The sequence below is a fragment of the Flagellimonas spongiicola genome (genome assembly GCF_023502425.1).
GTDB lineage: Bacteria > Bacteroidota > Bacteroidia > Flavobacteriales > Flavobacteriaceae > Flagellimonas > Flagellimonas spongiicola.
Map to the genome: position 1 here is coordinate 1,138,122 of NZ_JAMFMA010000002.1, position 24,102 is coordinate 1,162,223.

Below are 24,102 nucleotides of genomic sequence, written 5' to 3' on the forward strand. Positions count from 1 at the left end.
TTTAAAACTTCTTTTTCACAAAAGAGGTGCAAATTTAAAAATTAAATCGGGTTGCTAAAGGATATTTCAAGGTATTTTTGGTGGTAAATGAAATTATTTTTTAGCTTTGCAGTCCCATTTCAAAAAGGGAGTACCATTTAAGCCTTGGTGGCGGAATTGGTAGACGCGCTGGATTCAAAATCCAGTTCTTTCGGGAGTGTGGGTTCGATTCCCACCCAAGGTACTATAAAAGCCGAGTTTTGCTCGGCTTTTTTATTGTCTAGGATTGTTGCAATTGCAATACTTTCGATTGTAAAGATGGAAGAATACCAAAGCCACAGTTGGAATATAAACAGCTTCTTCTATTAATGTGAAAAGGGCTAACTTTTCGTTAATAATAATTACGGTCAATACCAACCAACTCACCCAGAGTGCACGCCCTATCCATTTTTTGGATGTGTTTTTACTAGACCATATAATCGCAATAAGGGAGATAAAAAGAAAGACATAATCTAATATGCCCCACCACTGTGGTTTACCAGCTGCCAAATAGGATACATTGGCATGTGCCACAAATAATAATGGTGTTGCCAAGCAGTGTATTAAACACAATGAACTTGCTGCTGCACCAATAATGTCAGAATTGGAACTTGGATTTATGCTTTTGATTTGTATCATCGTAATTCCTGCTAAATTTGTGTCAGGTATATTGAGGGACAAAAATAGGCTATTTTTTTATAATGCAACTTAGTTGCATTTGCAATAATTTTTAATTTTGTCAAAAACAAGACATTGATAACTACTTCTGACTTACGTTATTCCTATTCCAATGCTACGGAGTTTGAATTTCCTGACATTTCCTTGAAACTGGGGGAACATCTATTGATTTTGGGCCCTTCAGGTATTGGTAAAACCACTTTGTTGCATTTATTATCTGGATTGCTTCCTACAACCCACGGTTCCATTTCCATAGCAGGTACTGAGTTGAACGGATTGGGAAGGAAAGCGTTAGATCGATTTCGCGGCGCCTCTATGGGATTGATTTTTCAGCGCTATCATTTCATTACTTCACTTACGGTAATGGAAAATCTAAAATTGCGACTTGGATTTACAAAAAAAAATATTGGATCAACCAGGATTCAGGAACTGGCAAATAGGCTGGGGTTGGCCGAATATCTCAACAAAAAAGTGACACAACTCAGTCAAGGACAACAACAACGACTTTCTATTGCATTGGGATTGATTCACAAACCAGATGTCATATTTGCAGACGAGCCTACATCCAATCTTGATGATGAAAATTGTGACAAGGTCATCCAATTACTGAAGGATGAAGCTGACCTTAGCGGTAGTAGTTTGATTATCATCACCCACGATCATAGAGTTAAATCTCATTTCCAAAATCAGTTGTCACTATGAGCTTAGCGTATCTAGCATTTCGGAATATGGTGTCCAAACCTCTAAACTTACTATTGAGTTTGTTGTTATTGGTGCTTAGTGTCTCTTTGGTAACGTTTGTACTTCAATTCAGTAAACAACTAAATAGACAACTCGATAAAAATATTGCCCCATTTGATATGGTTGTGGGTGCTAAAGGAAGCCCATTGCAATTGGTGTTGTCTTCCGTATTGCACGTAGATGATCCAACAGGTAATATACCCATGGAAGAATCGGAATTCTTGGAAAAAAGTCCGTTGGTATCAGAAGCTATACCAGTTTCCTACGGAGATAACCACATGGGATATCGAATTTTAGGAACAACTATGGGCTATTTGGATAAATACAATGTAAGCCTATCGGAAGGAGAACTTTTCGCCAAATCATTTGAAGTAGTTGTTGGTAGTACCGTGGCAAAGAACTTGGATTTACAGCTGGGCTCACAATTTTTTGGCTCTCATGGATTAGCGTCCAATAGTATAGAAACACACGAGGATCATCCCTATACTGTTACAGGTATCTTAAAATCAAATGGTTCAGTGATTGACGGATTAATTATCACTAACTTGGAAAGCGTTTGGGAGTCCCATGACCATGATCACGAAGAACAGGTTGGCGTGGACGAGGAGCATCATTCAAAAGACGTACATGATCATAAAGGTGAACACGACCATGATCATGAGCATGTGAATGAAGCTCACCATCATGAAGAGGAAGATCATGAAGATCGGGAAATTACCGCGATGTTGGTCACTTTCAGAAATCCATTGGCTATGGTGCAACTTCCAAGATTTATCAATGAAAACACCAGTATGCAAGCAGCATTACCAGGTTTCGAAATTCAAAGATTAATGAACCTTTTAGGATCAGGCGTTAAAACCATTAATGGTATTGCATTGGCTATATTACTGGTATCTGGCTTGAGTATATTTATTAGTTTGTTGAAAACCATCAGGGAACGAAGACAGGAATTGGCGTTGTTGCGTACTTATGGTCTAAGTACTTTTCAATTGCTGGGATTGGTGTTTTTGGAAGGACTGTTTTTGACGTTACTTGGATTTCTACTTGGCTGGATATTAGGTCGGGCAGGCATTTGGGCGGCTTCATTCATCACACAGACCAACTACGGATACGGTTTGGAGATGAATGGCCCTGATACTAATGAAATGATTTTGTTTGCCCTTACAATTTTGATAACAATATTAGCCACGTTGTTGGCATCTACTTCAATTTTTAAGTTGAATATTTCCAAAACCCTTTCTAATGCGTAGTTTTAAATTTTCCATAATTCTTTTGTTTTTGATTGGACATGCTGTGTCCGCTCAAGTAGAATTGAAATGGAAGGATTTTGCCGATGTAAAGTTCGAACCGGTTTATAATCCGACTTACGATGTAAATTTTTTGATGCCTACATTTGGATCTTGGATCAGTTCCTTTGAAGGGAAGGAGGTTCAGATCAAGGGCTTTTTCCTTGATATATCCGGGAATGGAGAAATCTATTTGGTCTCTGCCAAACCTATGGCCTCATGTTTTTTTTGCGGTGCTGCAGGACCTGAAACTATCATCGAGGTGGATTTTAAGGACAAACCTCCATTTAGAACCGATCAAGTAATTATGGCCACTGGTGTTTTGGAACTAAATCCGGATAATGTGGATCGATGTAATTATATTTTAAAAGAGGCGTCTGGCCAGTTGATAAATTGAACAAGAAGGTAATACCAGTTTTATTGGTTGCTTACTTTTCCATCTTTCAGAGTTTTGCTCAAGTTGACTTGGATTGGTTAGCACTACAAAATGGAATTTCGTGGGAAGCAAAAAACGGAATTTCCTTATTCAAGGAAGCAGTGTTTACCAAGGAATTGGAAGATTTGGAAGGTAAACAAGTATCCATGATAGGGTATTTTTTGGTTTTGGAAGGAACGCAATCTGTATATATGCTCTCCAAGAACCCCATGGCTTCCTGTTTTTTTTGTGGGAATGGTGGTCCTGAAACTATAGTCGAGTTGCAATTTGGTAAAAAACCAACGTATCGCATGGACGATCTCATTTCTGTTGTTGGGGTACTCCGTTTAAACAGGGATAACCCCAATCATTGTTATTATTTAATCGAAAAAGCCGAAGCTTTGAGCCTTTGAGTTATGTTGGTACAAAATCAAGGAAAAAATACAGAAGCATTAGGAAAGGTTCTTTTAAAGGAGAAAGGACTGAAACAGACCCAATTGCGTATTGAGCTCATCAAGCACTTTAATAGTGCTATGCATGCACAGTCCTATACTGATTTAAAGCAAGCAATGGTTAAAGACGTAGATAAATCTACCCTTTACCGAAATCTGGCCACCTTTGAAGAGGTTGGGTTGATTCACAGTATTAATGATCATTCCGGTGTTACAAAATACGCAAAAGGCGCATCACCCAACTCAGGACAGAGCCATGCCCATTTCGTATGTGATTCATGCGAAACTGTCTACTGCATGAAAGGAAAATCCGAACTGAAGTACGAAGTGCCACAAGGATTTACGCCCAGAAATGTGCAAACCATTATTCGAGGGAACTGCGCACACTGCGAAAGCTCCAGATAAATAGGCTATATTCATTTTAGATATACCAACAGCATCTAGTTGTAAGGTTCTTGGTATTTTTTAGGCTAATAGGCTATGGAAAAAGACCACGAACAATACCTGCTTCGTTGTGAGGAGTTGGCATCAACGGCAAAGGAAAATGGGAATAGTGCCGTAGGTAGCCTGCTTGTCTTTAACAACCAAATTGTAGCAGAAGCCGAGGAGGCCGTAGCTACCAAAAAGGACATCACGGCCCATGCCGAAATGGAGGTATTGAAAAAAGCACGAAAGGTGATAGGAAAAGATATGTCTGGGGCAATACTTTATTCCACAAAAGAGCCTTGCATCATGTGCAGCTACGCCATTCGCTACCATAAAATAGAAAAGGTCGTTTATAAAGAGGTTTCAGGTCAATTTGGTGGCGCACATGGCAATTATGATGTTCTGCTCACCAAAAATGTGCCTGAAGATTGGGGTCTACCAGTACAATGTATTCAAATGAAAGGGAAATAATATGAATTATTCAAGATTGGCATTTACGGACACTATCAAGGAATTGCAAAAGGAGCAAGGGAGCAGAAGAGGTTACGAGCGCATGGAGCGCATGGAATTACCTGATGGATTGTCGTACAGGGAAATGAGCTTTATCCAAGATCGGGACAGTTTTTATATGGCTTCCTTTGGTGAGAATGGGTTCCCGTATATACAGCATCGGGGCGGACCAAAGGGATTTTTAAAAATGATAGATGTAAAAACCTTGGCCTTTTTGGATTTTACCGGAAACAAGCAGTACATAAGCACGGGAAATATAAAAACACATAAAAAGGTTTCCTTGATCCTTATGGATTATGTGAATCGAGCACGATTGAAAATCTATGCAGAGGCAGAAATTGTCAGCTTGGAAGATAGCGCGGATTTAGCGGAACAATTGAAACTTGAGTACGATTATAAGGCAGAACGAATCATTCGCTTTCATATAAAGGCATTTGATTGGAATTGCCCCCAACATATCACTCCAAGATATACTGCTGCCGATATTGAGAAAATGAATGGCAATAGGGAGTTACAAATTAAAGCGATGGAAAAAGAAATTATCGAACTAAAACAAAAACTTAAGGAATCCGAAACGAGTTAGGGATTCATTTGGATTGTCCTATATTTATTCCGCGGGATTGATTGATAGGCTTAAAGTTCGATGCAATGATTCCGATATCAAATCTGGATTCCTAAATCGTATTTCATGGATGTTTTGAATGTTCATCACAATTTTTTCGCAACTCAAAAAACCAAGGATATCGCCTTTAGAAAGGCTGCCCTACGGCGTCTTCAAAAGGAAATTGTGGCGCGGGAAGATGAAATTTGTGATGCGTTATATGCCGATTTCAAAAAACCTAGATTTGAAACTTTAGCTGCTGAGACCCAGTTTGTTTTAGCCGAAATTAAGACCCAATTGAAAAATATTGGATATTGGTCAAGACCGGAAAGAGTTTCTTCAATTCTGGCCAATTGGCCTACTGCGGATTTCTTGTTCCCTGAACCCTATGGCAATGTCTTGCTTATTGCTCCTTGGAATTATCCATTTCAATTGGTATTTGCCCCTTTGGCTGGTGCTGTTGCGGCAGGCAATACTGTGGTGGTAAAACCATCGGAGTTAACACCCAACACATCCAAAATTTCTTCAGAGATAATCAATAAGGTTTTCGAAGAAGGACATGTGTCGATTGTTGAAGGGGGCCTTGAGGTTTCTCAACAGTTGTTGAACCAAAAATGGGATTATATATTCTTTACCGGAAGCACCAAAGTCGGTAAAATAGTTTATGAACATGCCGCTAAGAACCTGACTCCGGTAACCCTGGAATTGGGAGGTAAAAACCCATGTATAGTTGATGCTACTGCCAATATTGGTTTAAGCGCCAAACGAATTGCATGGGGTAAGTTTTTAAATGCAGGACAAACCTGTATAGCTTCTGATTATATCCTTGTGCATCATAAGGTTAAGAGTCGATTTATCGAAGCATTGAAAAAGCACATCGAAGCAAGTTTTGGTGATGTTGCCGTACCTTCAGAACATTTGGCTCGTATAATCAACCAAAAAAATTACCAACGATTAAAATCACTTTTAGAAGACCAAAATGTGATTTATGGTGGAATCACCATTGATCAGGAAAACTATATTTCGCCTACTATAATCGATGAACCCACTTTGGAAAGTCCATTGATGCAAGATGAAATATTTGGGCCCATTTTACCCATCATAGGCTATGAAACTGAAGAAGAAATCGAAAGGTATGTTTCGCATTATGAAAAACCTTTGGCGACATATGTTTTTTCGAGAAAAAAATCGTTTCAAAAGAAGATTTTAACTAAATACAGCTTTGGGGGAGGAGCCATTAATGATACAGTAATTCAAATTACCAATAAAAAACTACCTTTTGGAGGTGTTGGTGCCAGTGGGGTAGGTGGCTATCATGGGAAATCATCTTTTGACACCTTTTCCAATAAAAAAGGAATTATTAAAAAGGCGAACTGGTTAGATGTTCCATTGCGCTATCCTCCTTATAAAGTACCTGATTTTATACTAAAACGGTTTAAACATCTTTTTTGATGTCATTCTAGACCTGAGGATTATAGGATAGTACACAAGTATTCTTGTCCTACAATTCACAATTTCCACTTACATATTAAATAAGAATAATACGTATTTAATTCTTAAATAGGATTTAACCTACTTCCTTGATTTTGCATTTCATCGACAAGCCCTTTAATATACTGTCAATCAGAAGATTCTATCCTCCTGTTTAGGATGAGAATAGTAGCCTTCTTTGAAAAATCCCACAAATTCTCACAAAACACCCATCGATTATCCGATGTTTCACAACAAATGATCGATGAAATACAACATATATTCCTTTTAACCGATGCTAGTAGATATGTTTGAATATTCTTACAGGTAAGAACAACCTCATTATTTTGACTATGTACAGACCTCCAACCCCCCTAAAAAAAGGAACAATTTTCTTTTTCTTTTTGTTGTTTGTTTCTTTTCAGTGGAGTAGCGCGCAAAATTGTTCCGTAAATGCAGGGATTCCTGAAACCATCTGCGAAAATATTGTTAGCTATACCCTATCTGGTTCTTCATCAGGATTGGTTCAAAGTGGTCCCACTTGGTCACAGGTTGGTGGCCCTTCTGTAATTATTGTTGATCCATCTAACTTGAATACCCAAGTCAATGGTCTTGTTGGCGGGAATACTTATACTTTTCGTTTAAGTGCTATTTGTACAGATGGAACACCACAGTTTCAAGATGTGGACATCACTGTACAGCCAATTACAGCTGCTAATGCAGGGACCGATATTGCTTCTTGTCCGGATAATTCCGGTACCATAGTTACCAATGCCAATACACCGTTAAATGGTGGTGAAACCGGTCAATGGAGTATAGTGGGGTCAAATAATGCAGGCGTTACAATTAATTCACCAGCTTCACCGAATTCATCCTTGACTTTGGCCGAAACAAGCGCTGGTACCACAACATTACAATGGACGATAACTGGGCCAGAATATGCTCCGGGACAATCGTGCGAATCAAGTTCTACCATTACCGTTACAAACTATGGAGGTGTAAGTGTGGTGAATGCAGGACCTGATCAAAATTTGGACAACTGTTATACATTGACACAAACTACTAATTTGAACGGTAGTTTTGGCGGGAGCAATATCAACGGTCAAGTTGGAACCTGGTCCTTTGTGAGCGGACCCAATACCCCAGTAATTGCAAACGCAAACAATAACAATTCCAATGTTTCAAACCTTATTGAAGGGGTTTATACCTTCAGGTGGACCGTTGATGGAACCTGTGCCAGCGGAAATGACACGATGACTATAACAGTTGCAGAAGCAACACAAGATATAACCAATGCTACAATCCAAGATAGCAATATCAGGTTTTGTGATGCAGGAATCACAACGGTTACTTTAATAGGTTCTGTACCCTTGTTTACAGATGAAACAGTGACATGGACGCAGACTTCTGGTCCTGTTGCTGGAGTGAACATCCTAAACCCTAATTCCAGTACTACACAAATCACTGGATTGGATGGTTCCAGTACGTATGGATTTACCTACACCATTGAAAATGGTACTACATTATGTACTGATAGCGCCACGGCTACGGTACAATATTCTACTGCTCCAGTTTCAATTACAGCCAATGGAGGAAATGATATTGTGGCCACTTGCGGTGTGACCAGTGTGGACATCCCGTTTACCACTACAGGAAATGGAACAAATACCTATAGTATTATAAGTGGGCCAAGTGGGTCTACTTTGATAAACCCAGGTGCATTTGCGAACACCGGCGGGACACCATTAAACATCAATTTTGATGTAGAAGGCACCTATACCGTATTATTAAGAAGGTCGTTGGATGGATCTATCCAAACGGGCTGCGATGTTGCAACGGACGCCATAAATGTCACTGTAGCATTAAACCCTACGGCTGCAAATGCTGGAACTGATCAGACTCTTGCTTGTAATGTAGTGGCAACGGACATTACTGGAAATGTTGTTTCGGTTGGGAATTCACTCTGGTCGCAGATAAGCGGTCCCAACTCAGCAACAATAGCCACCCCATATGCCAGAACGACAAATGTCTCTGGGTTGATTCCGGGAACCTATGTGTTTCAATATGCAATTTCTGGAGGGAATGCATGTGCGCCTTCCCAAGAAGATACTGTTGAAATTGTGGTTTCATCAGATACCCCAGTTGCAACAGACGCTGGATTAGATCAAACCATTTGCTACGGTGCTCCTATAGCATTGAGTGCCAATGCGGTCCCTACTTCTAATTTGGAAGGAGAATGGACTGTCGATACGGCTCCAGCGGGGGCTTCTATTGTATTTGAAGACATCAATGATCCCAACACATTGGTTTCTGGATTGGATGATCCGAACGAAACCTATGTTTTTAGATGGACCATTTCCAACCCGAACGATCCAACTTGTCCGAATCCAGGTACGGATACCGTAACAATTACAACGAATTCAACTCAAGGTCCTACGCTTGCAGATGCAGGTGCGGATCAATGTATTGGAACGGGAATTACCACGGTGACCTTGGCCGGAAATCAACCAGCTGGAGACGAAATCGGGACTTGGACTTCGATTCCCGCAATAGGTATTGCATTCGATGATCCGAATCAATTCGATACCGATGCTACAATTAGTGTAGAGCAAAGCTATGTGTTGACTTGGACAATTTCTAAAATTGCCCCAGGTTGTCAAGATACCACGGATGAAGTGGAAATTACCATTGGACCAGACGCAATTGCAAATGCAGGACCCGATCAAACAGAATGTCAAGCTGTTTTCAACATGGATGCCTCTGGATCTGTAGGTAGTGGTGGGTTTTGGACTCAAATTTCAGGGCCTGGTGGGTATGCAATAGATGATGCTACCAGCCCAACAGCACAAATAACATTTACGTTTTCAGGTCAATATGTATTTGAATGGACGGCAAACAATGGAAGTTGCTCCTCAGATACTGATCAAGTTACCCTTAATGTTGGTATTCCACCAACTACCGCAGTGGTTACCAATCCTACGGAAACTATTTGTTCCTCAACATCTATCATTCTTGATGGAAACCCCTTCAATAGCGATATAGAAAATGGGTATTGGACATTGCTTTCTGGTGCCCCAAATACACCTGCATTTTCGGATATCAACGATCCTAATGCTACAGTAAGTGGAATGGTTTCAGGTACATACACCTTTAGATGGACCATAGCTGGAGATAGCAATTGTCCATCTAGTTTTGCCGATAAAACGGTTGATGTTTACGTACCTGCAAATGCAGGACCCGACATGGAGTTATGCAACGTTCAGAACTTTCTGTTAGAAGCAACGTTTGGATCAACAGGTACTTGGACGCAGATTTTTGGGCCTGGCGTAGCAGGAGCACCTGGTACACCAGCAACCATATCCCAAAATCCAGCAGATAGCAATGTGGCAGAAGTGAGTGATATCATTTTTGGCGCCCTTTATATTTTTGAGTTTACAACGAATTATCCCGGCGCGACCGGTTGTGGGAACACATCCGATCAAGTACGCGTTGAATCTAGTGGTTTACCATCCGTTTTACCCGATGCAGGACCCGATCAGTTACTTTGTATTGGGGATTTGGTAGTTCCAAATCAGACTACATTGGCTGGTAATATGCCTCCTGATGATGTTGATGAGGCAACATGGAGTTTTACAGAACAACCAGCTGGTAGTGCAGCAGTAATCACCAATATATTTGACCCAACATCCACAATTACTGGATTGACTGTACCAGGGACTTATATTTTGGAATGGAATTTTGAATCAGGATTTTGTTTTACAACATCTGATGTGGTTCGAATAGAAGTATACGAAGCACCATCTGCAGCTGACGCAGGCCCCGATCAATTAAACGCATGTCAGTTGGATGCCCAATTAAATGCAGTTCCACCAACAGTTGGTACTGGAACATGGACTCTAACCACTGACCCTTCTGGCGGTGCAGCTGTGATTGATAATCCTAACTCACCGACTTCCACCTTATCCAATGTAACAACAACTGGGGTTTATGTTTTAACGTGGACCGTTGCACATAATGGAGTCAGTTTTGTAGATAGTCCTTCGGCCTGTGATCCAACAACGGACACTGTGAGCATAACATTTCCAGATGATGCCCCTTCAACGGCAGATGCTGGTCCTGATCAAGAGTTGTGTGCGGCAACACAGACCAATATGGCAGCTACGGCCTTGGTTATTGGAACAGGTACATGGACACAGACAGCTGGCCCAGGTTTTGGCAGTGCGCCAGGAACTCTAGCAAATATTGTAAGTCCAAACAGCGAAACCACGTTGATAGATACTTTGGAAGCTGGTACGTATGAATTTACCTGGACCGTTGTAAACGGCGGATGTACATTCACAGATACTGTAGAAGTAGTGATTTATGCTGACCCAATAGCTACCAACGCAGGACCAGATCAGAATTTAGATCAGTTTGCTGCGGTACTTATGGCTGCAGACGCACCCATTGCGGGAACTGGAACATGGACACAGATTTCAGGACCTACCACTGTTGGCTTTGTAAATGAAAATGACCCAAACACAGAGGTCTTTGGTGCAAGTTCAGGTACTTATGTGTTTGAATGGACGGTAACAAATGGGATTTGTCCACCAGTTTCTGATACTGTGGAAGTATCGTTACTTGGAATAGATTTGGAATTATCGAAAGGAGTTTCGCCAATCACAGCAAACCCTGGAGATACGGTAACTTTTACCTTGGACGTATTTAACAACGATGCTTCAAGTGCAACTGATGCATCAGGAGTAACGGTCAGGGATGTGCTACCATCAGGTTACACATTGGTTCCTGGAACTGTGAGTAACGGTGGCGTGTACAACGCTGGTGATTTGTCCATTACTTGGTCTAATTTATCCATAAGCAATGGTGCTACTGTAAGCCTTTCTTTTGACGCCACTGTGAATGTTTCTGGAGACTATGTGAATTCTGCGGAAATTACAGCAAACGGAATATTCGACTTGGATTCTACCGTAGGTAATGGAATTCCTGGTGAAGATGATCAAGATACAGCTCAAGTTACTATTGTCACAGCTGATCTAAGTCTGGATAAAGATATTAGTGCAGCTTCAAGCGCTACACCAAATGTAGGTGATACCGTAGTTTATGAAATCACAATTACCAACGCAGGTCCAGATGCTGCTACAAATGTCTCTGTAGCGGATGTAATTCCATCCGGATTGTCCGTTGGTACGATTAACAATGGAGGCGTAAATTCATCTGGCACCATTAACTGGACAATTGCAGCACTACCCGTTGGATCTACCACTTTGAGTTATGAAACTACTGTTAATACACCAACAGGAATACCAGGTGAATTTGAAAATATAGCCCAAATTACAGCTTCCGATCAATGGGATCCTGATAGCGATGTAGGAAATGACGATGGAGACCAAAGTGAAGATGATGAAGATAATTTTACGCTTTCAGTTTCGGAACAAGCAGATTTAAGCATTTCCAAAAGTGTTATTGTAGGATCTACTACCCCTAATGTTGATGAAACTATCACTTTTGAACTTATCATAGCCAATGATGGACCAAACGATGCTTCAGGTGTGGGTGTGGAAGATGTGCTCCCAGCTGGATTTAATCTTACTGCGGTAAACGGTGGAGGTTCTTTGGTTGGCAATACGGCAAGATGGTCAGGATTATTTGTGCCCAATGGAGGCAATATTGCACTTACTTATCAGGCTTCGGTAAACGCACCAACCGGAGCGCTAGGAGAATATACAAATGCCGCTCAGATTACGTCAAGTGATCAAGTGGATTTAGATAGTGATCCAACCTCTGGGTTTGGTTCAGATGATTTAGGAGACACCATTGCAGATGATGATGAAACAAGTTTAACCTTAACGCCTCAAGAGGCCAACTTATCCGTGAACAAATCGGTGAGTGACGGTACACCAAACGTTGGTGATACCATCACTTTTACAGTACAAGTTAATAATGCTGGACCCGATGCTGCTACCAATGTTTCCGTAGTTGATGAGGTTCCTGATGGATATACCATTGTAGGTGGCAGTGTGTCCAACGGTGGAATATTCAATCTGGGAGGTTCACAAGTAATTTGGAATTTGGCCAACATACCGTTGGCAGGGTTAACATTAACCTATGAAGCTTCTGTGAATGCACCAACCGGAGCACCTGGAGAATATCAAAATACAGTAGAAATTACAGCATCGGAACAATATGATCCCAATAGTGTACCGAACAATGACGATGGTGATCAAAGTGAAGATGATGAGGATAATGCAACCGTTGTTCCAGAAGCTGCTGATTTGAGTTTGGTAAAGGATATTAGCGCAGCTTCAAGTCCCACACCAAATTCAGGAGACACGGTAATTTTTGAATTAACCATAACAAATGCAGGCCCAAGTACTGCTACCAATGTGGTATTGGAAGATGTTGTGCCTGCAGGTTATACCCTGCAAGCTGTTAATGATGGCGGTACTGATATTGCAGGTACATTCCTTAGTTGGAACATTGCCAGCATCCCAGTGGGAACGACTACAGTGACTTACGAAGTGACCGTTAATGCGCCTACAGGTGCAACTGATGAATATTTGAATGTAGCTGAGATAGCTGCAGTAGATCAATTTGATCCTGATAGTGAACCAGGAAATGACGATGGCGATCAGGACGAAGATGATGAAGACTTTTTCATTACCGTACCCCAATCCATCGATTTGGAATTGGAATTACAATCAAGTAATCTAACACCAGACGTTGGTGATGTGGTTACCTTCACAATCAATGTGAGCAATAATGGACCTAGCACCGCAACAGGTGTTTCCATAGAGAATATTGTTCCTGCAGGATTTGCTTCAATTAGTGCTATCAGTAATGGAGGGACATTCAGTTTTGTGACTGATGAGGTAACCTGGACAGGCTTGAGCATCCCAGTTGGTACAAATACTTTGTCACTTACGTTCAATGCTACCGTTCAGAATCCTACTGGCGTTTTGGGGGAATTCACGAATATCGCACAAGTCACCTTCGCAAACCAATTTGATAGTGATAGTACACCAAACAATGATGATGGAGACCAAAGTGAAGATGATGAAACTTCAATTACAACAGCGCCTTTACAATCCGATTTGTCGCTGACCAAGATTGTTGTTGACAATGATATTACACCAAATGTTGGGGAAGAAATCAGTTTTGAGATCACAGTGACGAATAGTGGTCCCAACGATGCGACCAACGTTGTGGTACAAGATTTAATCCCAACAGGATTCAATTATGTTCTCTATAGTGCCACTGCTGGAACGTATGATGATGCAACCGGTTTATGGCAAGTGGGTACAATTACCAATGGTTCCAATGAAACATTGATAATTGATGTTATAGTAAATAATACCGGGAACTATACCAATGTGGCGCAAATAACTGCTTCTGATGGTTTTGATATTGATTCAACCCCAAGCAATGGAGTAGGTGCAGAAGACGATCAAGACGAAGTAGTTGTAAATCCGGTCTCAGTTGCAGACCTGTCCTTGACAAAAAGTGTAGACAATACCAATCCTGATGTAAATACCAATGTGGTCTTCACGCTATCTGTATCCAATGCTGGACCTAGTGATGCTACCAATGTAGCAGTAACAGATCTATTACCTAATGGCTATACTTATGTTTCCGATGATGGTGCAGGAGCCTATGTGAACGGTACTGGCGTATGGACAATAGGCGGGCTGTTAAATGGGGCGACTTCAACATTAAATATTACGGCCACGGTAAACCCAACAGGGAATTACACGAACATAGCGGAAATTACCGCGGTAGATCAACCAGATATTGATTCCACGCCAAATAATGGTGTGGCCGTTGAGGATGATCAAGATGATGCGGGCATTAGTCCAAATCCTTTGGTAGATATTTCAGTCACAAAAACGGCAGATGACTTGACGCCTAATGTAGGAGATCAAATTGTGTTCACGGTAACGGTACAGAATGATGGTCCAAATGATGCCACCAATGTTGTGGTAACAGATTTCTTGGCTTCAGGATACTCTTTTGTAACTGCGGTTCCTTCAACCGGTGTTTATGAACCCTTAAATGGCTCATGGACAATAGGTAATCTAGCCAATGGAGCTTCAGAAACAATTGTGATAACCGCAGATGTTTTGGCTAATGGAGATTATACCAATATAGCGGAGTTAACGGATCTCGCAGAAACCGATGTGGATTCCGTACCTGCAAACAATGATGACACAGAAGACGACCAAGAAACCGTAGAACCAGTCCCAGTATTGGTGTCGGACCTTGTGCTTCGTAAATCGGTTGACATCCTAAGTCCCTTGGTTGGAGAAGATGTGGTTTTCAATATAAGTATAACAAATAACGGTCCGAGTGATGTCACCGGGGTGGAGGTGCTGGATTTATTGCCAACAGGTTACACCTATGTCTCTAATAGCAGAACGGCAGGGGTTTATACTCCAGGTACTGGAATTTGGGAATTGAATGGTGTAATTCCAAATGGAACAACGGAAACGTTGAATATCGTTGCTACGGTAAATGGTACTGGAGACTACTTTAATGTTACTGAGGTCTTCTCATCCAATAATTTTGACCCGAATTCCACACCGAACAACAACAATATTTTCGAAAATGATCAGGACAGCGCCGGTACAACGCCAATACCAAGTTCAGATTTGAGCTTGACCAAAACAGTTGACAATCCAAATCCGGATGTTGGATCAAATGTCACCTTTACCGTTACACTTACCAATGACGGCTTGAGTGATGCTTCAGGAATAGTTGTTTCGGATGCTTTACCTTCTGGATATACCTATGTTTCGGATGATTCCGGAGGTACGTATAGTGCTGGTTCTGGCCTATGGAATGTGGGTAACTTGGCAGGAACCACATCAATTAGCCTGAACATTGTGGCGCAGGTTAATGCAACAGGGGATTATACCAATGTTGCGGAAGTGATAGCTGCTATTCAAGTAGACCCTGATTCCACACCAGGCAATAATGACCCTACAGAAGATGATCAAGCAGAACAAAGTACTACCCCTAGAATTGTTACAGATATTTCTGTGACCAAAACAGTGGATAACTTGAGTCCTTCTGTTGGAGATCAAATAACTTTCACGGTAACCGTAAACAATGCAGGACCAAGTGATGCAACAGGTATTGTTGTAGAAGATTTATTGGCTTCTGGATATTCCTTGGTATCTGTTTTACCATCAACAGGAGTATATTACGGACTTACAGGATCTTGGGATGTTGGCGGTTTATTAAATGGCGAAACAGCTACCTTACAGATCACTGCGCAGGTTCAAGCTTCTGGAGATTATCGTAATACAGCTGAGTTGATAGCCTTAGATACTTTTGACCCTGATTCTTCACCAAATAACAATCTGAATTCTGAAGATGATCAAGATACCGTGGTACCAGTACCAGATGGTTTGGCAGATTTAGAATTGACCAAAGCAGTGGACAACCGAACGCCGAATGTTGGGGATGTGGTTGAATTTACCATTAACCTTACCAATAATGGCTTTAGTGACGCCACAGGAGTTGAAGTGACGGATATGTTACCTTCTGGTTTCACCTATCAATCGCATATTACAACCGCAGGGATATATAATTCCAACTCGGGTCTATGGACCCTTAATGGCCCCGTATTTAATAGAAGTACCGAGAGTTTGGTAATTCTGGCTACGGTGAATACACCAACTGGGGCAATGGATGAATATGTTAATGTTGCGGAAATTACTGCGAGTGATTTTACGGATCCTGATAGTGATCCAAATCAAGGTATAGATAGTGACGATCTTTCAGATGGAAACGCTGATGACGATGAAGCAGTTGCCTCTGTGATTCCGCAAACCACGGATATCGTGGTAACCAAGACTGTTGATAATACCACACCCAATATTGGTTCGCAAGTGGTGTTTACGATAACAGCAAGTAATCAAGGAAGTGTTGAAGCAACCAATATTGGCATTGAGGAAATTCTTCCTTCAGGATATAGTTTAATTACTGCCCAAGCCACTGATGGTCTATACGATGAAATTTCTGGGTTCTGGGAAATCCCGCAATTGGGATCATTAGGAACTGCAAGCCTTCAATTGACTGTTGAGGTATTGGATGTTAATGATTATCTGAATACCGCGAGTTTGGCTTTTGTAGATCAATTGGATACTAATACTGCAAACGACTCCGCCCAGGCAGAAGTAAGTCCTTCATGTTTGACTGTATACAACGAATTCTCACCAAATGGAGATGGTGTAAATGAATTCTTCAAAATAGATTGTATTTCTAGATACCCTAACAATGTGCTTCAAGTGTATAATCGCTGGGGGAACATTGTGTATGAAAAACGTTCCTATAATAATGACTGGGATGGTACTTCTACCGGAAGAGCCACCGTTCAACAAGGAGACTTATTGCCCGTGGGCACCTATTACTACGTCTTAGATCTGGGCGATGGCTCGGAACCACGAACAGATTGGCTATACATAAACAGATAGGAAAATGGGTATCAGAATGAATAGAAAAGAACAAAGAATGACAAGGCAATTCCGACTAAGCTGTATGCTGACCCTTTTGCTGGGAATTACTACTGTTTTTGCACAGCAAGACCCACAGTTTACACAATATATGTACAACACCTTGAATGTTAATCCGGCATATGCGGGATCTAGAGGTCACCTGACAGCACTGCTTATGCATCGATCCCAATGGGTTGGCGTGAATGGTGCGCCAACAACCCAGGTATTGGCCGTGGACGGACCCATGAAGAACAATGTTGGATTAGGTTTAGTATTGTCACATGACGCCCTTGGACCTGCTTCTGAAGTGTTTGTGGATGCTAATTTTTCCTATACAGTCAAGCTGGACGAAAACAATAAACGACTTTCCTTTGGTCTAAAAGGAGGTGGACGCATGTTCAATGTGGATTTCTCTAAAGGATTGGTGGAAAACCCGGATGTGGCTTTTCAGAATAATATTCAAAATAAGTTTTTCCCAACCATTGGGGCGGGAATCTATTATCACGATACTAAAAACTATTTGGGCCTTGCTGTGCCCAACTTCTTTGCCCAAGATCATTATGATGGAGAAGAACAGGAAATTGCTGCTGAGCGCTTACATTATTACTTGATTGGTGGAAAAATAATCGACCTTACTCCAGATGTAAAATTCAAACCTGCATTTTTCGTGAAATGGGTTCCTGGCGCTCCTGTTATTGCCGATATCTCTGCAAATGCAATGATTCGCGAAACTTTTACGGCCGGATTGGCATACAGATGGGACGATTCCTTTTCCGCATTATTGGGCCTTCAAATATCCCCAGATTTGAGTATGGGATATTCCTATGATTTAACTACTTCTGATTTAAGAAGTTATACCAGTGGCACCCATGAAGTGTTTCTGCGTTACGAATTCAAGACTGTTGAAAAAAGACTTAAATCCCCAAGATTCTACTAAAATGAGAAGTTTTAAAACCAACATCCCCGTTCTTATTTTTTTCCTGGGCGGTTTGCTGCACGCACAGCTAAAGTACAATGACGCCGATATCAACTTTGATAATTTGCTTTATGTAAAAGCGGCCAAGCAATATGAAACCATGGTGCGCAAAGGTGAGCAATCACAACACGTGTTACAGCGACTAGGAGATGCCTATTTTTTCAATACCGATATGGAAAATGCTGTAAAATGGTATGGGGTTCTCTTTACAAAATATGAAAAGATACTAGAGCCGAAGTACGCTTTTCGCTATGTTCATGCCCTTAAAGGCATTGGTGACTATAAGCAGGCCAAGGGTATAATGAAAATCTATACACAGAAAATGGATATGTCTGCCTATCAGGTGGCACAGTTTCATGACAATGATGAGGCTCTTGATGAACTTATGGCAAGACAGCCACAGTATTACATCAGTAATTTAGGGATTAATTCAGCTGTTGCGGATTTTGGTCCAACCTATTATAAAGATAAAATCGTTTTTTCGTCGAGTAGGGATTCCTTGACTTTCGAGTCCAGGGTATACGAATGGAACCGTCAACCCTATCTTGATTTCTTCATGGCGGATACGTTGGATTCCGGTTCGGATTTGGCTAATGTCACTTCATTTTCATCCATACTGAATACCCGTTATCATGAAGCAGGCGCTACGTTTATTCCTGAAGGAAATGTAGTTTATTTCACTAGAAATAATTACACTCATCAAACACTAGGAAGGGATGGTGAGGGTACCAATCATCTCAAAATTTATACCTCAGAATTAAGAGGAGGCGAATGGACCGAAGCACAGGAGGTTTCATTCAATAGCGAAGAGTATTCGGTAGGTCAACCTGCGTTGAGTCCAGATGGCAAAAAACTCTATTTTGTTTCCGATATGCCAGGTAGTATAGGTGGGACGGACATATTTGTTGTTGATATCCTGCGTGATGGGAGTTTTTCACAACCGCGCAATTTGGGACCTTCCATAAATACGAGCGGCAGGGAAATGTTCCCCTTCGTGACTGAAGAAAAACTGTATTTTGCTTCTGATGGGCATTTAGGATTGGGAGGACTTGATGTTTTTGAAAGTGAACTTGGCATATCAGGATATGCTGCACCCAATAATCTTGGCGTTCCATTGAACAGTAATCGTGATGACTTTGGGTATATCGTAAATGAAAAGACCCAACGAGGATATTTTTCTTCCAATCGGGAAGGCGGAAAAGGAGATGACGACATTTATTCGTTCCAACGTATGGAGGAATCCTGCGAGCAGACTGTAAAAGGTAGTGTGATCCGTAAATCCAACGCACAACCCATTGTAAATGTTATTGTGGAGTTGGTGGACACTGATGGCAATTCGTTAGGCAAAACCAGCACTGACCCATATGGAGCTTTTGAATTTGAGAATGTACTGGAATGTGAAGTGGGTTATGAAATCAAAATTAGTAAACAAGGGTTCTTACCCAATGAAACATTATTTGTAACCTCCAAGCAGAAGGATTATATAAATGATGTCCCGCTAGAAATCACAAAGGAGTTGAATAAACTTATTGTTCGCGAAAATGGAGTGCTCAAAATCAAAATCGACAATATTTATTTTGATTTAAATAAGGCCGAAATTAGACCGGATGCAGCTCAGGAATTGAATAAAATTGTTGAGGTGATGAAGGAATACCCAAAAATGGTGATCAAAATAGAAGCACATACTGATTCAAGGGGAAGTGATCGATACAATGAGACCTTATCAGATAAGCGAGCGAAATCCACAGGAAGTTATATTGTTTCCCAGGGGATAGAAGCAAGCAGAATTGAAAGTGCCATTGGCTATGGAGAGAAAGTGCTGCTGAACCAATGCAGCAATGGCGTTAGGTGTACCAATGAAGAACATGATGTCAACCGGCGATCAGAGTTCATCATCGTAAAGCTGGATTAAGCAACAACCAACACTAAATACTATCCTTGGCCTTCAACATTTGTTGAAGGTTTTTTTGTTAAAATCAATTTTGGTGCAACCCTTTACTTTTTGCATTGTCTTTGGGATAGATGAATAAGGATTATTTTTAGCTGTCATTGAATAACCGTCCGGGATTTTTGGAAACAAACGTACGTTTTACACACCAAGCATTGGTAGAACAGAGCAAGGCAGGCGACACAAACGCCCAGTATCAGCTGTATGGGCTATATGTGGATGCGATGTTCAATGTGGCTATGCGGTTGTTGACAATTCGAGAGGATGCCGAGGATGTATTGCAAGAGAGCTTTGTGGAAGCCTTTAGAAAACTGGACACTTTTAGATATGAAAGCACTTTTGGGTCTTGGCTAAAAAGAATTGTAATCAATAGAAGTATCAATCATCTAAAAGCAAAGCGGATGTTACTGTCTTCTCTAGAGAATGAGGGGGAACCTGAAGAAGAGGAACTAGAGGAAGTGGACACGCTTGAAATTGAGAAAATAAAGATCGGGCTAGGTCAATTGCCAGAGGGGTATCGTCAAATCATTACACTATATCTCATAGAAGGATATGACCACGTGGAAATTGGGGAAATATTGGGGATAAGCACCTCTACCTCCAAATCCCAATACCATAGGGCCAAAAAGAAATTGATTCAAATTGTAAAGGAATTATGATGGACAATTTTGAAAAACATATTAAAGAAAACAAGGAGTCCTTTGATGTTCACAAAGTGGATAAGGATAAGCTTTGGAAAGGAATAGCAAACGAATTACAGGAACTTGAAAAGCCCAAAGTAATTCCGTTATGGAGGTCAAGTAATCTCAGGATTGCGGCTTCTGTGGTCTTTTTAATTGGACTTTCGGTTATGACTTTTCTGCTAATAGGAAATCCTGAAACAACAGAAATTGAGGGTTACGCCAATGAAGAACTTTTTGAAATAGACCTGCACTATCAAAACCTGGTCTACCAACAAGTGCAATTGGTGAAAAACCACTCAAAGTTATCTGATCAAGACAAAGATGAATTTCTATCCTTTATGGACGAATTGGATCAGGAGTACGCACAATTAAAATTGGAAATGCAACGCAACCTAGATAATGAACTTGTGTTGGAAGCCATCGTAAATAACTATAAAAAACGCATTGAATTGATTGAAAATCTATTAAGACAGATCAATGCATCCAAAAATGAGACGGATTATGAGGGGTACATTTTATAAATACGGGTTAACGGCGCTCATCATAGGGTTGTTCACCAGCTCTGGATTTGCTCAAAATGAACATACAAAACAATGGCAAAGGAGTTATGATTTGCCAGCAAACGGAACGGTTCAGATTGAGAATAAATATGGCAATGTGGTTGTAAATGGCTGGGATCAGGATAAACTGCAGGTTACCATAGATATCAAAGTGGTGCACCGTAAAGATGATAATGCCAAGAAACTATTGGACCGCATTCAGCCAGAGGTAACCCAGGCCGGTGATTTTGTCAGGATTACGTCCCAGATAGTAGAGCGCAGTTCCAGTTTATTGAGTAGGTATTTCAATAAAGCGAACCCATTTGATTTCGATAAATCGAATATCCAAATCAATTATGAGGTTTACTTGCCCATGAACACGGAATTGGACATTACAAACAAATTCGGTGATGTTGTAATTGGTGCATGGCATGGCGATTTGGATGCCAATGTGCAACATGGGGATGTTTGGGTTAACGATGACATTTCAACAGCTAAAGTAGATATGCGCTTTGGGAAACTGAATTTAGGAACCATTGGTTATGGGAACATTAAAATGAACAATGGTGGTATAGATATTGAAGACGCGCAAAAATTGAAAATCATAAGTAGTGGAAGCAATATTCAATTGGATAAAGTGAACAACTTGGAAGTGTACTCCAGTAAAGATGAAGTAAGTCTTGAAGCTATTGGAAGTCTAAGAGGGGATTTTAAATTTTCCAATGTGGATATTTCAATTATAGAACAAGAAATGTTCCTCACATTACGAATTGCGGAAGTTGACATCAAAAAATTCATAAATCCAACTCCAGAAATTGATATTGTCCAAGAGTCTTCAGAGATAAATATGGACGTTTCGGGACTTTCGTTCGATTTTAAAGCCACTTTGGAACAAGGTTTGTTACGGGTTCCAAAGACATTTACCAACGTTAAAAGTACGGTTACCAATCCAGGTCGTAAGATTAGGGATATTACCGCAAAATATGGCTCGAGTAAAGGCGGTGACTTTTCCATTAATGGAATCAAGGGGGTCATTGTCATTACCGATTAGAACATCAATCAATAAAACAAATCAAAAAATCAGCAATCATGCAACCATCCAAAAATTACGTTGTCTTTAATGCAACAAACTATTCAAAAATGATAATGCAACAGCTATTTGTTGTTTCCATTTTCTTGCTCACCTCGGTAAGTTGGGCACAAGAAGAAACGGATTATATCGAATTCAATGATCGTAAAAATGTGGTCCATGGGGTCTATTTGGGGTTAACGACCCATTACGGTGAAATTGATGGCAAAGACTCCTACATTGGAGGGCTTAAAATAGCCTATGTGGCCAATCGACAATTTGAAGTTGGTTTCGTTGGTAATTTCCTTTATTCGGAACAGGACAACCCGCTTACGGTCAATGAAGATTTGATTGCGGTATACGGTGGATTGCATTTGGAACCCATCCTTTTTGGCGAAAACTTAGTGAGTATGTCTTTTCCTGTATTGATAGGAGCTGGAGCTGCAGGCTATTTGGGAAACAACTTTGATGATAGGGTTGATCCCGATTTTGATGATGATGATATTGATGCCGTTTTTGTCTTGGAACCTGGAGTTAATGTTCTTTTCAACATCTCTAGATATGTCCAATTAGAGGCCGGGGTTAAGTATCGTTTTTCCAGTAAACTGGACCTAGACTTGAATCCGTTGGATAGAATTAATGGTTTCTCGGGTGGCGTAGGAGTGAAGTTAGGCGTATTCAACATGGGTAGAAATCGTTATAAAAAACAACTCAACAATGAATAACAATCAATCAAAAAACGAACAGTCAGTTAATCACGACTTAGTAACCAAACATGTATTTACGGAAAATGGTGCCGTATTTGTTAGAAGCTCAGAAAACTTGAATGCCGATGAATGGTCTTTGATCAATTTTCATTGGATGCCAGTTTTGGAGCTAGAGCGCGAATTGCGTTTCCCAGTCAATCAATAATCATCATATAAACGAACATCATGAAATCAAAAAAAACTCTTTTGACAGCCACAGCTGCGGCTATTTTTCTATGCTCATGTACTACCGAAACCATTCGTGTTTCAGATGAAGTATCCACAAGGGAATATGGTTTTACAGATATTTCCAGTCTTACTGTAGCTACTGATTTTAAGGCTTATGTGCGGTTTTCGGATAACGAAGAACATGTAAGTATTACCGCCAATGAAAACATTTTCAGCAAGATCAGGATATACCAAGAGGGAGATAGGTTGACTGTCAAACTAAAAAACAATATCAACTTGAAAGGAAAGGAAACATTGAATCTATTTATTACCATGCGTGAGATAACGGATTTTAAGGTTTCCACTGATGCTGCTATCTACTTGGATGATCCGTTGAATGCTGGCTCCGTGACATTGGATATGAGCACAGACGGTTATTTTGAAGGAGATATTACGGCGGACGATTTTGATTTTCGGGCCTCTTCAGACAGTGATGCTGAGTTGTATCTGGATGCTGTTGACGTCAATTTAAATCTTTCCACTGGAGCCAAATTGGAAGGGGAGATGTATGCAGATTTTACTAGGGCACGTTTGAGTTCAGATAGCCGTGTTGAAGTCTTTGGAAAGATGAACGACTTGGATGCAGACCTGACCACGGATAGTAGATTTGGCGATTATGGATTGGAAGTGGAAGATTTGGTGATTTCATTATCAGCAGATAGTGATGGGTACTTTACGGTAAATGAAACAATAGATGTAACTGCGAATACAGACAGTCGTCTGTTTTATAAAGGTGATGCGGAAATCATTCGTCAACATTTATCCAGTGACGGTAGAGTGATTAAAAAATAATTTACGACACATTTTGTGCTCATAGTCA

18 protein-coding genes and 1 tRNA gene are annotated in these 24,102 nt (G+C 40.7%); 18 read left to right on the forward strand and 1 reads right to left on the reverse strand.

Translation table 11 applies throughout. The features are described from left to right. Positions 1-141 precede the first annotated feature (141 nt). Positions 142-223 (forward strand) — tRNA-Leu (locus M3P19_RS11415). A gap of 29 nt (positions 224-252) precedes the next feature. Here the strand turns inward: M3P19_RS11415 and M3P19_RS11420 are convergent. Then, positions 253-657 carry a MerC domain-containing protein gene (locus M3P19_RS11420; protein WP_249657797.1) on the reverse strand — a complete coding sequence of 135 codons (405 nt, stop codon included), beginning with the start codon at positions 655-657 and terminating at the stop codon, positions 253-255. 114 nt (positions 658-771) lie between these two features. Here M3P19_RS11420 and M3P19_RS11425 point away from each other — a divergent pair, with 114 nt between their 5' ends. The 17 genes from M3P19_RS11425 to M3P19_RS11505 all read left to right on the forward strand — a co-directional run bounded on the left by M3P19_RS11425 (position 772) and on the right by M3P19_RS11505 (position 24,074). Next, a complete protein-coding gene (locus M3P19_RS11425; protein ID WP_249657798.1) occupies positions 772-1,398 on the forward strand; it encodes an ABC transporter ATP-binding protein in 627 nt (208 codons plus the stop codon). Then, entirely contained in the window at positions 1,395-2,687 is a 1,293-nt protein-coding gene (locus M3P19_RS11430) for an ABC transporter permease (protein ID WP_249657799.1), read from the forward strand. Before M3P19_RS11425 ends, M3P19_RS11430 begins: the two co-directional genes overlap by 4 nt. Then, a complete protein-coding gene (locus tag M3P19_RS11435; protein ID WP_249657800.1) occupies positions 2,680-3,120 on the forward strand; it encodes a hypothetical protein in 441 nt (146 codons plus the stop codon). The genes M3P19_RS11430 and M3P19_RS11435 overlap by 8 nt, the downstream gene beginning before the upstream one ends. Further along, entirely contained in the window at positions 3,117-3,551 is a 435-nt protein-coding gene (locus tag M3P19_RS11440) for a hypothetical protein (protein WP_249657801.1), read from the forward strand. The genes M3P19_RS11435 and M3P19_RS11440 overlap by 4 nt, the downstream gene beginning before the upstream one ends. Positions 3,552-3,554: 3 nt before the next feature. Further along, positions 3,555-3,995 (forward strand): Fur family transcriptional regulator, encoded by a 441-nt coding sequence (locus M3P19_RS11445; RefSeq protein WP_249657802.1) that lies wholly within the window; start codon positions 3,555-3,557, stop codon positions 3,993-3,995. Positions 3,996-4,070: 75 nt separating this feature from the next. Beyond that, positions 4,071-4,487 (forward strand): nucleoside deaminase, encoded by a 417-nt coding sequence (locus M3P19_RS11450; RefSeq protein ID WP_249657803.1) that lies wholly within the window; start codon positions 4,071-4,073, stop codon positions 4,485-4,487. Between the two features lies 1 nt (position 4,488). Beyond that, the gene (locus M3P19_RS11455; protein WP_249657804.1) at positions 4,489-5,109 is read left to right on the forward strand and encodes a pyridoxamine 5'-phosphate oxidase family protein; all 621 of its coding nucleotides are present in this window, start codon (positions 4,489-4,491) and stop codon (positions 5,107-5,109) included. A 105-nt stretch (positions 5,110-5,214) separates the two neighbouring features. Beyond that, a complete protein-coding gene (locus M3P19_RS11460; RefSeq protein WP_249657805.1) occupies positions 5,215-6,579 on the forward strand; it encodes an aldehyde dehydrogenase in 1,365 nt (454 codons plus the stop codon). Positions 6,580-6,950: 371 nt separating this feature from the next. Continuing rightward, positions 6,951-17,072, forward strand: a complete 10,122-nt coding sequence (locus M3P19_RS11465; RefSeq protein ID WP_249657806.1) for a PKD domain-containing protein — start codon at positions 6,951-6,953, stop codon at positions 17,070-17,072. A gap of 16 nt (positions 17,073-17,088) precedes the next feature. Next, positions 17,089-18,030, forward strand: a complete 942-nt coding sequence (locus M3P19_RS11470) for a PorP/SprF family type IX secretion system membrane protein (protein ID WP_249657807.1) — start codon at positions 17,089-17,091, stop codon at positions 18,028-18,030. Between the two features lies 1 nt (position 18,031). After that, positions 18,032-19,981: an OmpA family protein gene (locus M3P19_RS11475; protein ID WP_249657808.1), complete on the forward strand. Its 1,950-nt coding sequence runs from the start codon at positions 18,032-18,034 to the stop codon at positions 19,979-19,981. Between the two features lie 158 nt (positions 19,982-20,139). Then, positions 20,140-20,676, forward strand: coding sequence for an RNA polymerase sigma factor (locus M3P19_RS11480; protein WP_249657809.1), 537 nt, complete (start codon positions 20,140-20,142; stop codon positions 20,674-20,676). Next, positions 20,673-21,221 carry a hypothetical protein gene (locus M3P19_RS11485; protein ID WP_249657810.1) on the forward strand — a complete coding sequence of 183 codons (549 nt, stop codon included), beginning with the start codon at positions 20,673-20,675 and terminating at the stop codon, positions 21,219-21,221. Before M3P19_RS11480 ends, M3P19_RS11485 begins: the two co-directional genes overlap by 4 nt. Then, positions 21,190-22,290, forward strand: a complete 1,101-nt coding sequence (locus tag M3P19_RS11490) for a hypothetical protein (protein ID WP_249657811.1) — start codon at positions 21,190-21,192, stop codon at positions 22,288-22,290. Before M3P19_RS11485 ends, M3P19_RS11490 begins: the two co-directional genes overlap by 32 nt. 38 nt (positions 22,291-22,328) lie before the next feature. Continuing rightward, a complete protein-coding gene (locus tag M3P19_RS11495; RefSeq protein WP_249657812.1) occupies positions 22,329-23,033 on the forward strand; it encodes a hypothetical protein in 705 nt (234 codons plus the stop codon). Further along, positions 23,026-23,220 carry a hypothetical protein gene (locus tag M3P19_RS11500; protein WP_249657813.1) on the forward strand — a complete coding sequence of 65 codons (195 nt, stop codon included), beginning with the start codon at positions 23,026-23,028 and terminating at the stop codon, positions 23,218-23,220. The genes M3P19_RS11495 and M3P19_RS11500 overlap by 8 nt, the downstream gene beginning before the upstream one ends. A 20-nt stretch (positions 23,221-23,240) precedes the next feature. Continuing rightward, on the forward strand, positions 23,241-24,074 hold the full coding sequence (locus M3P19_RS11505) for a GIN domain-containing protein (RefSeq protein ID WP_249657814.1): 834 nt from the start codon (positions 23,241-23,243) through the stop codon (positions 24,072-24,074). The last annotated feature ends 28 nt before the right edge of the window (positions 24,075-24,102 follow it).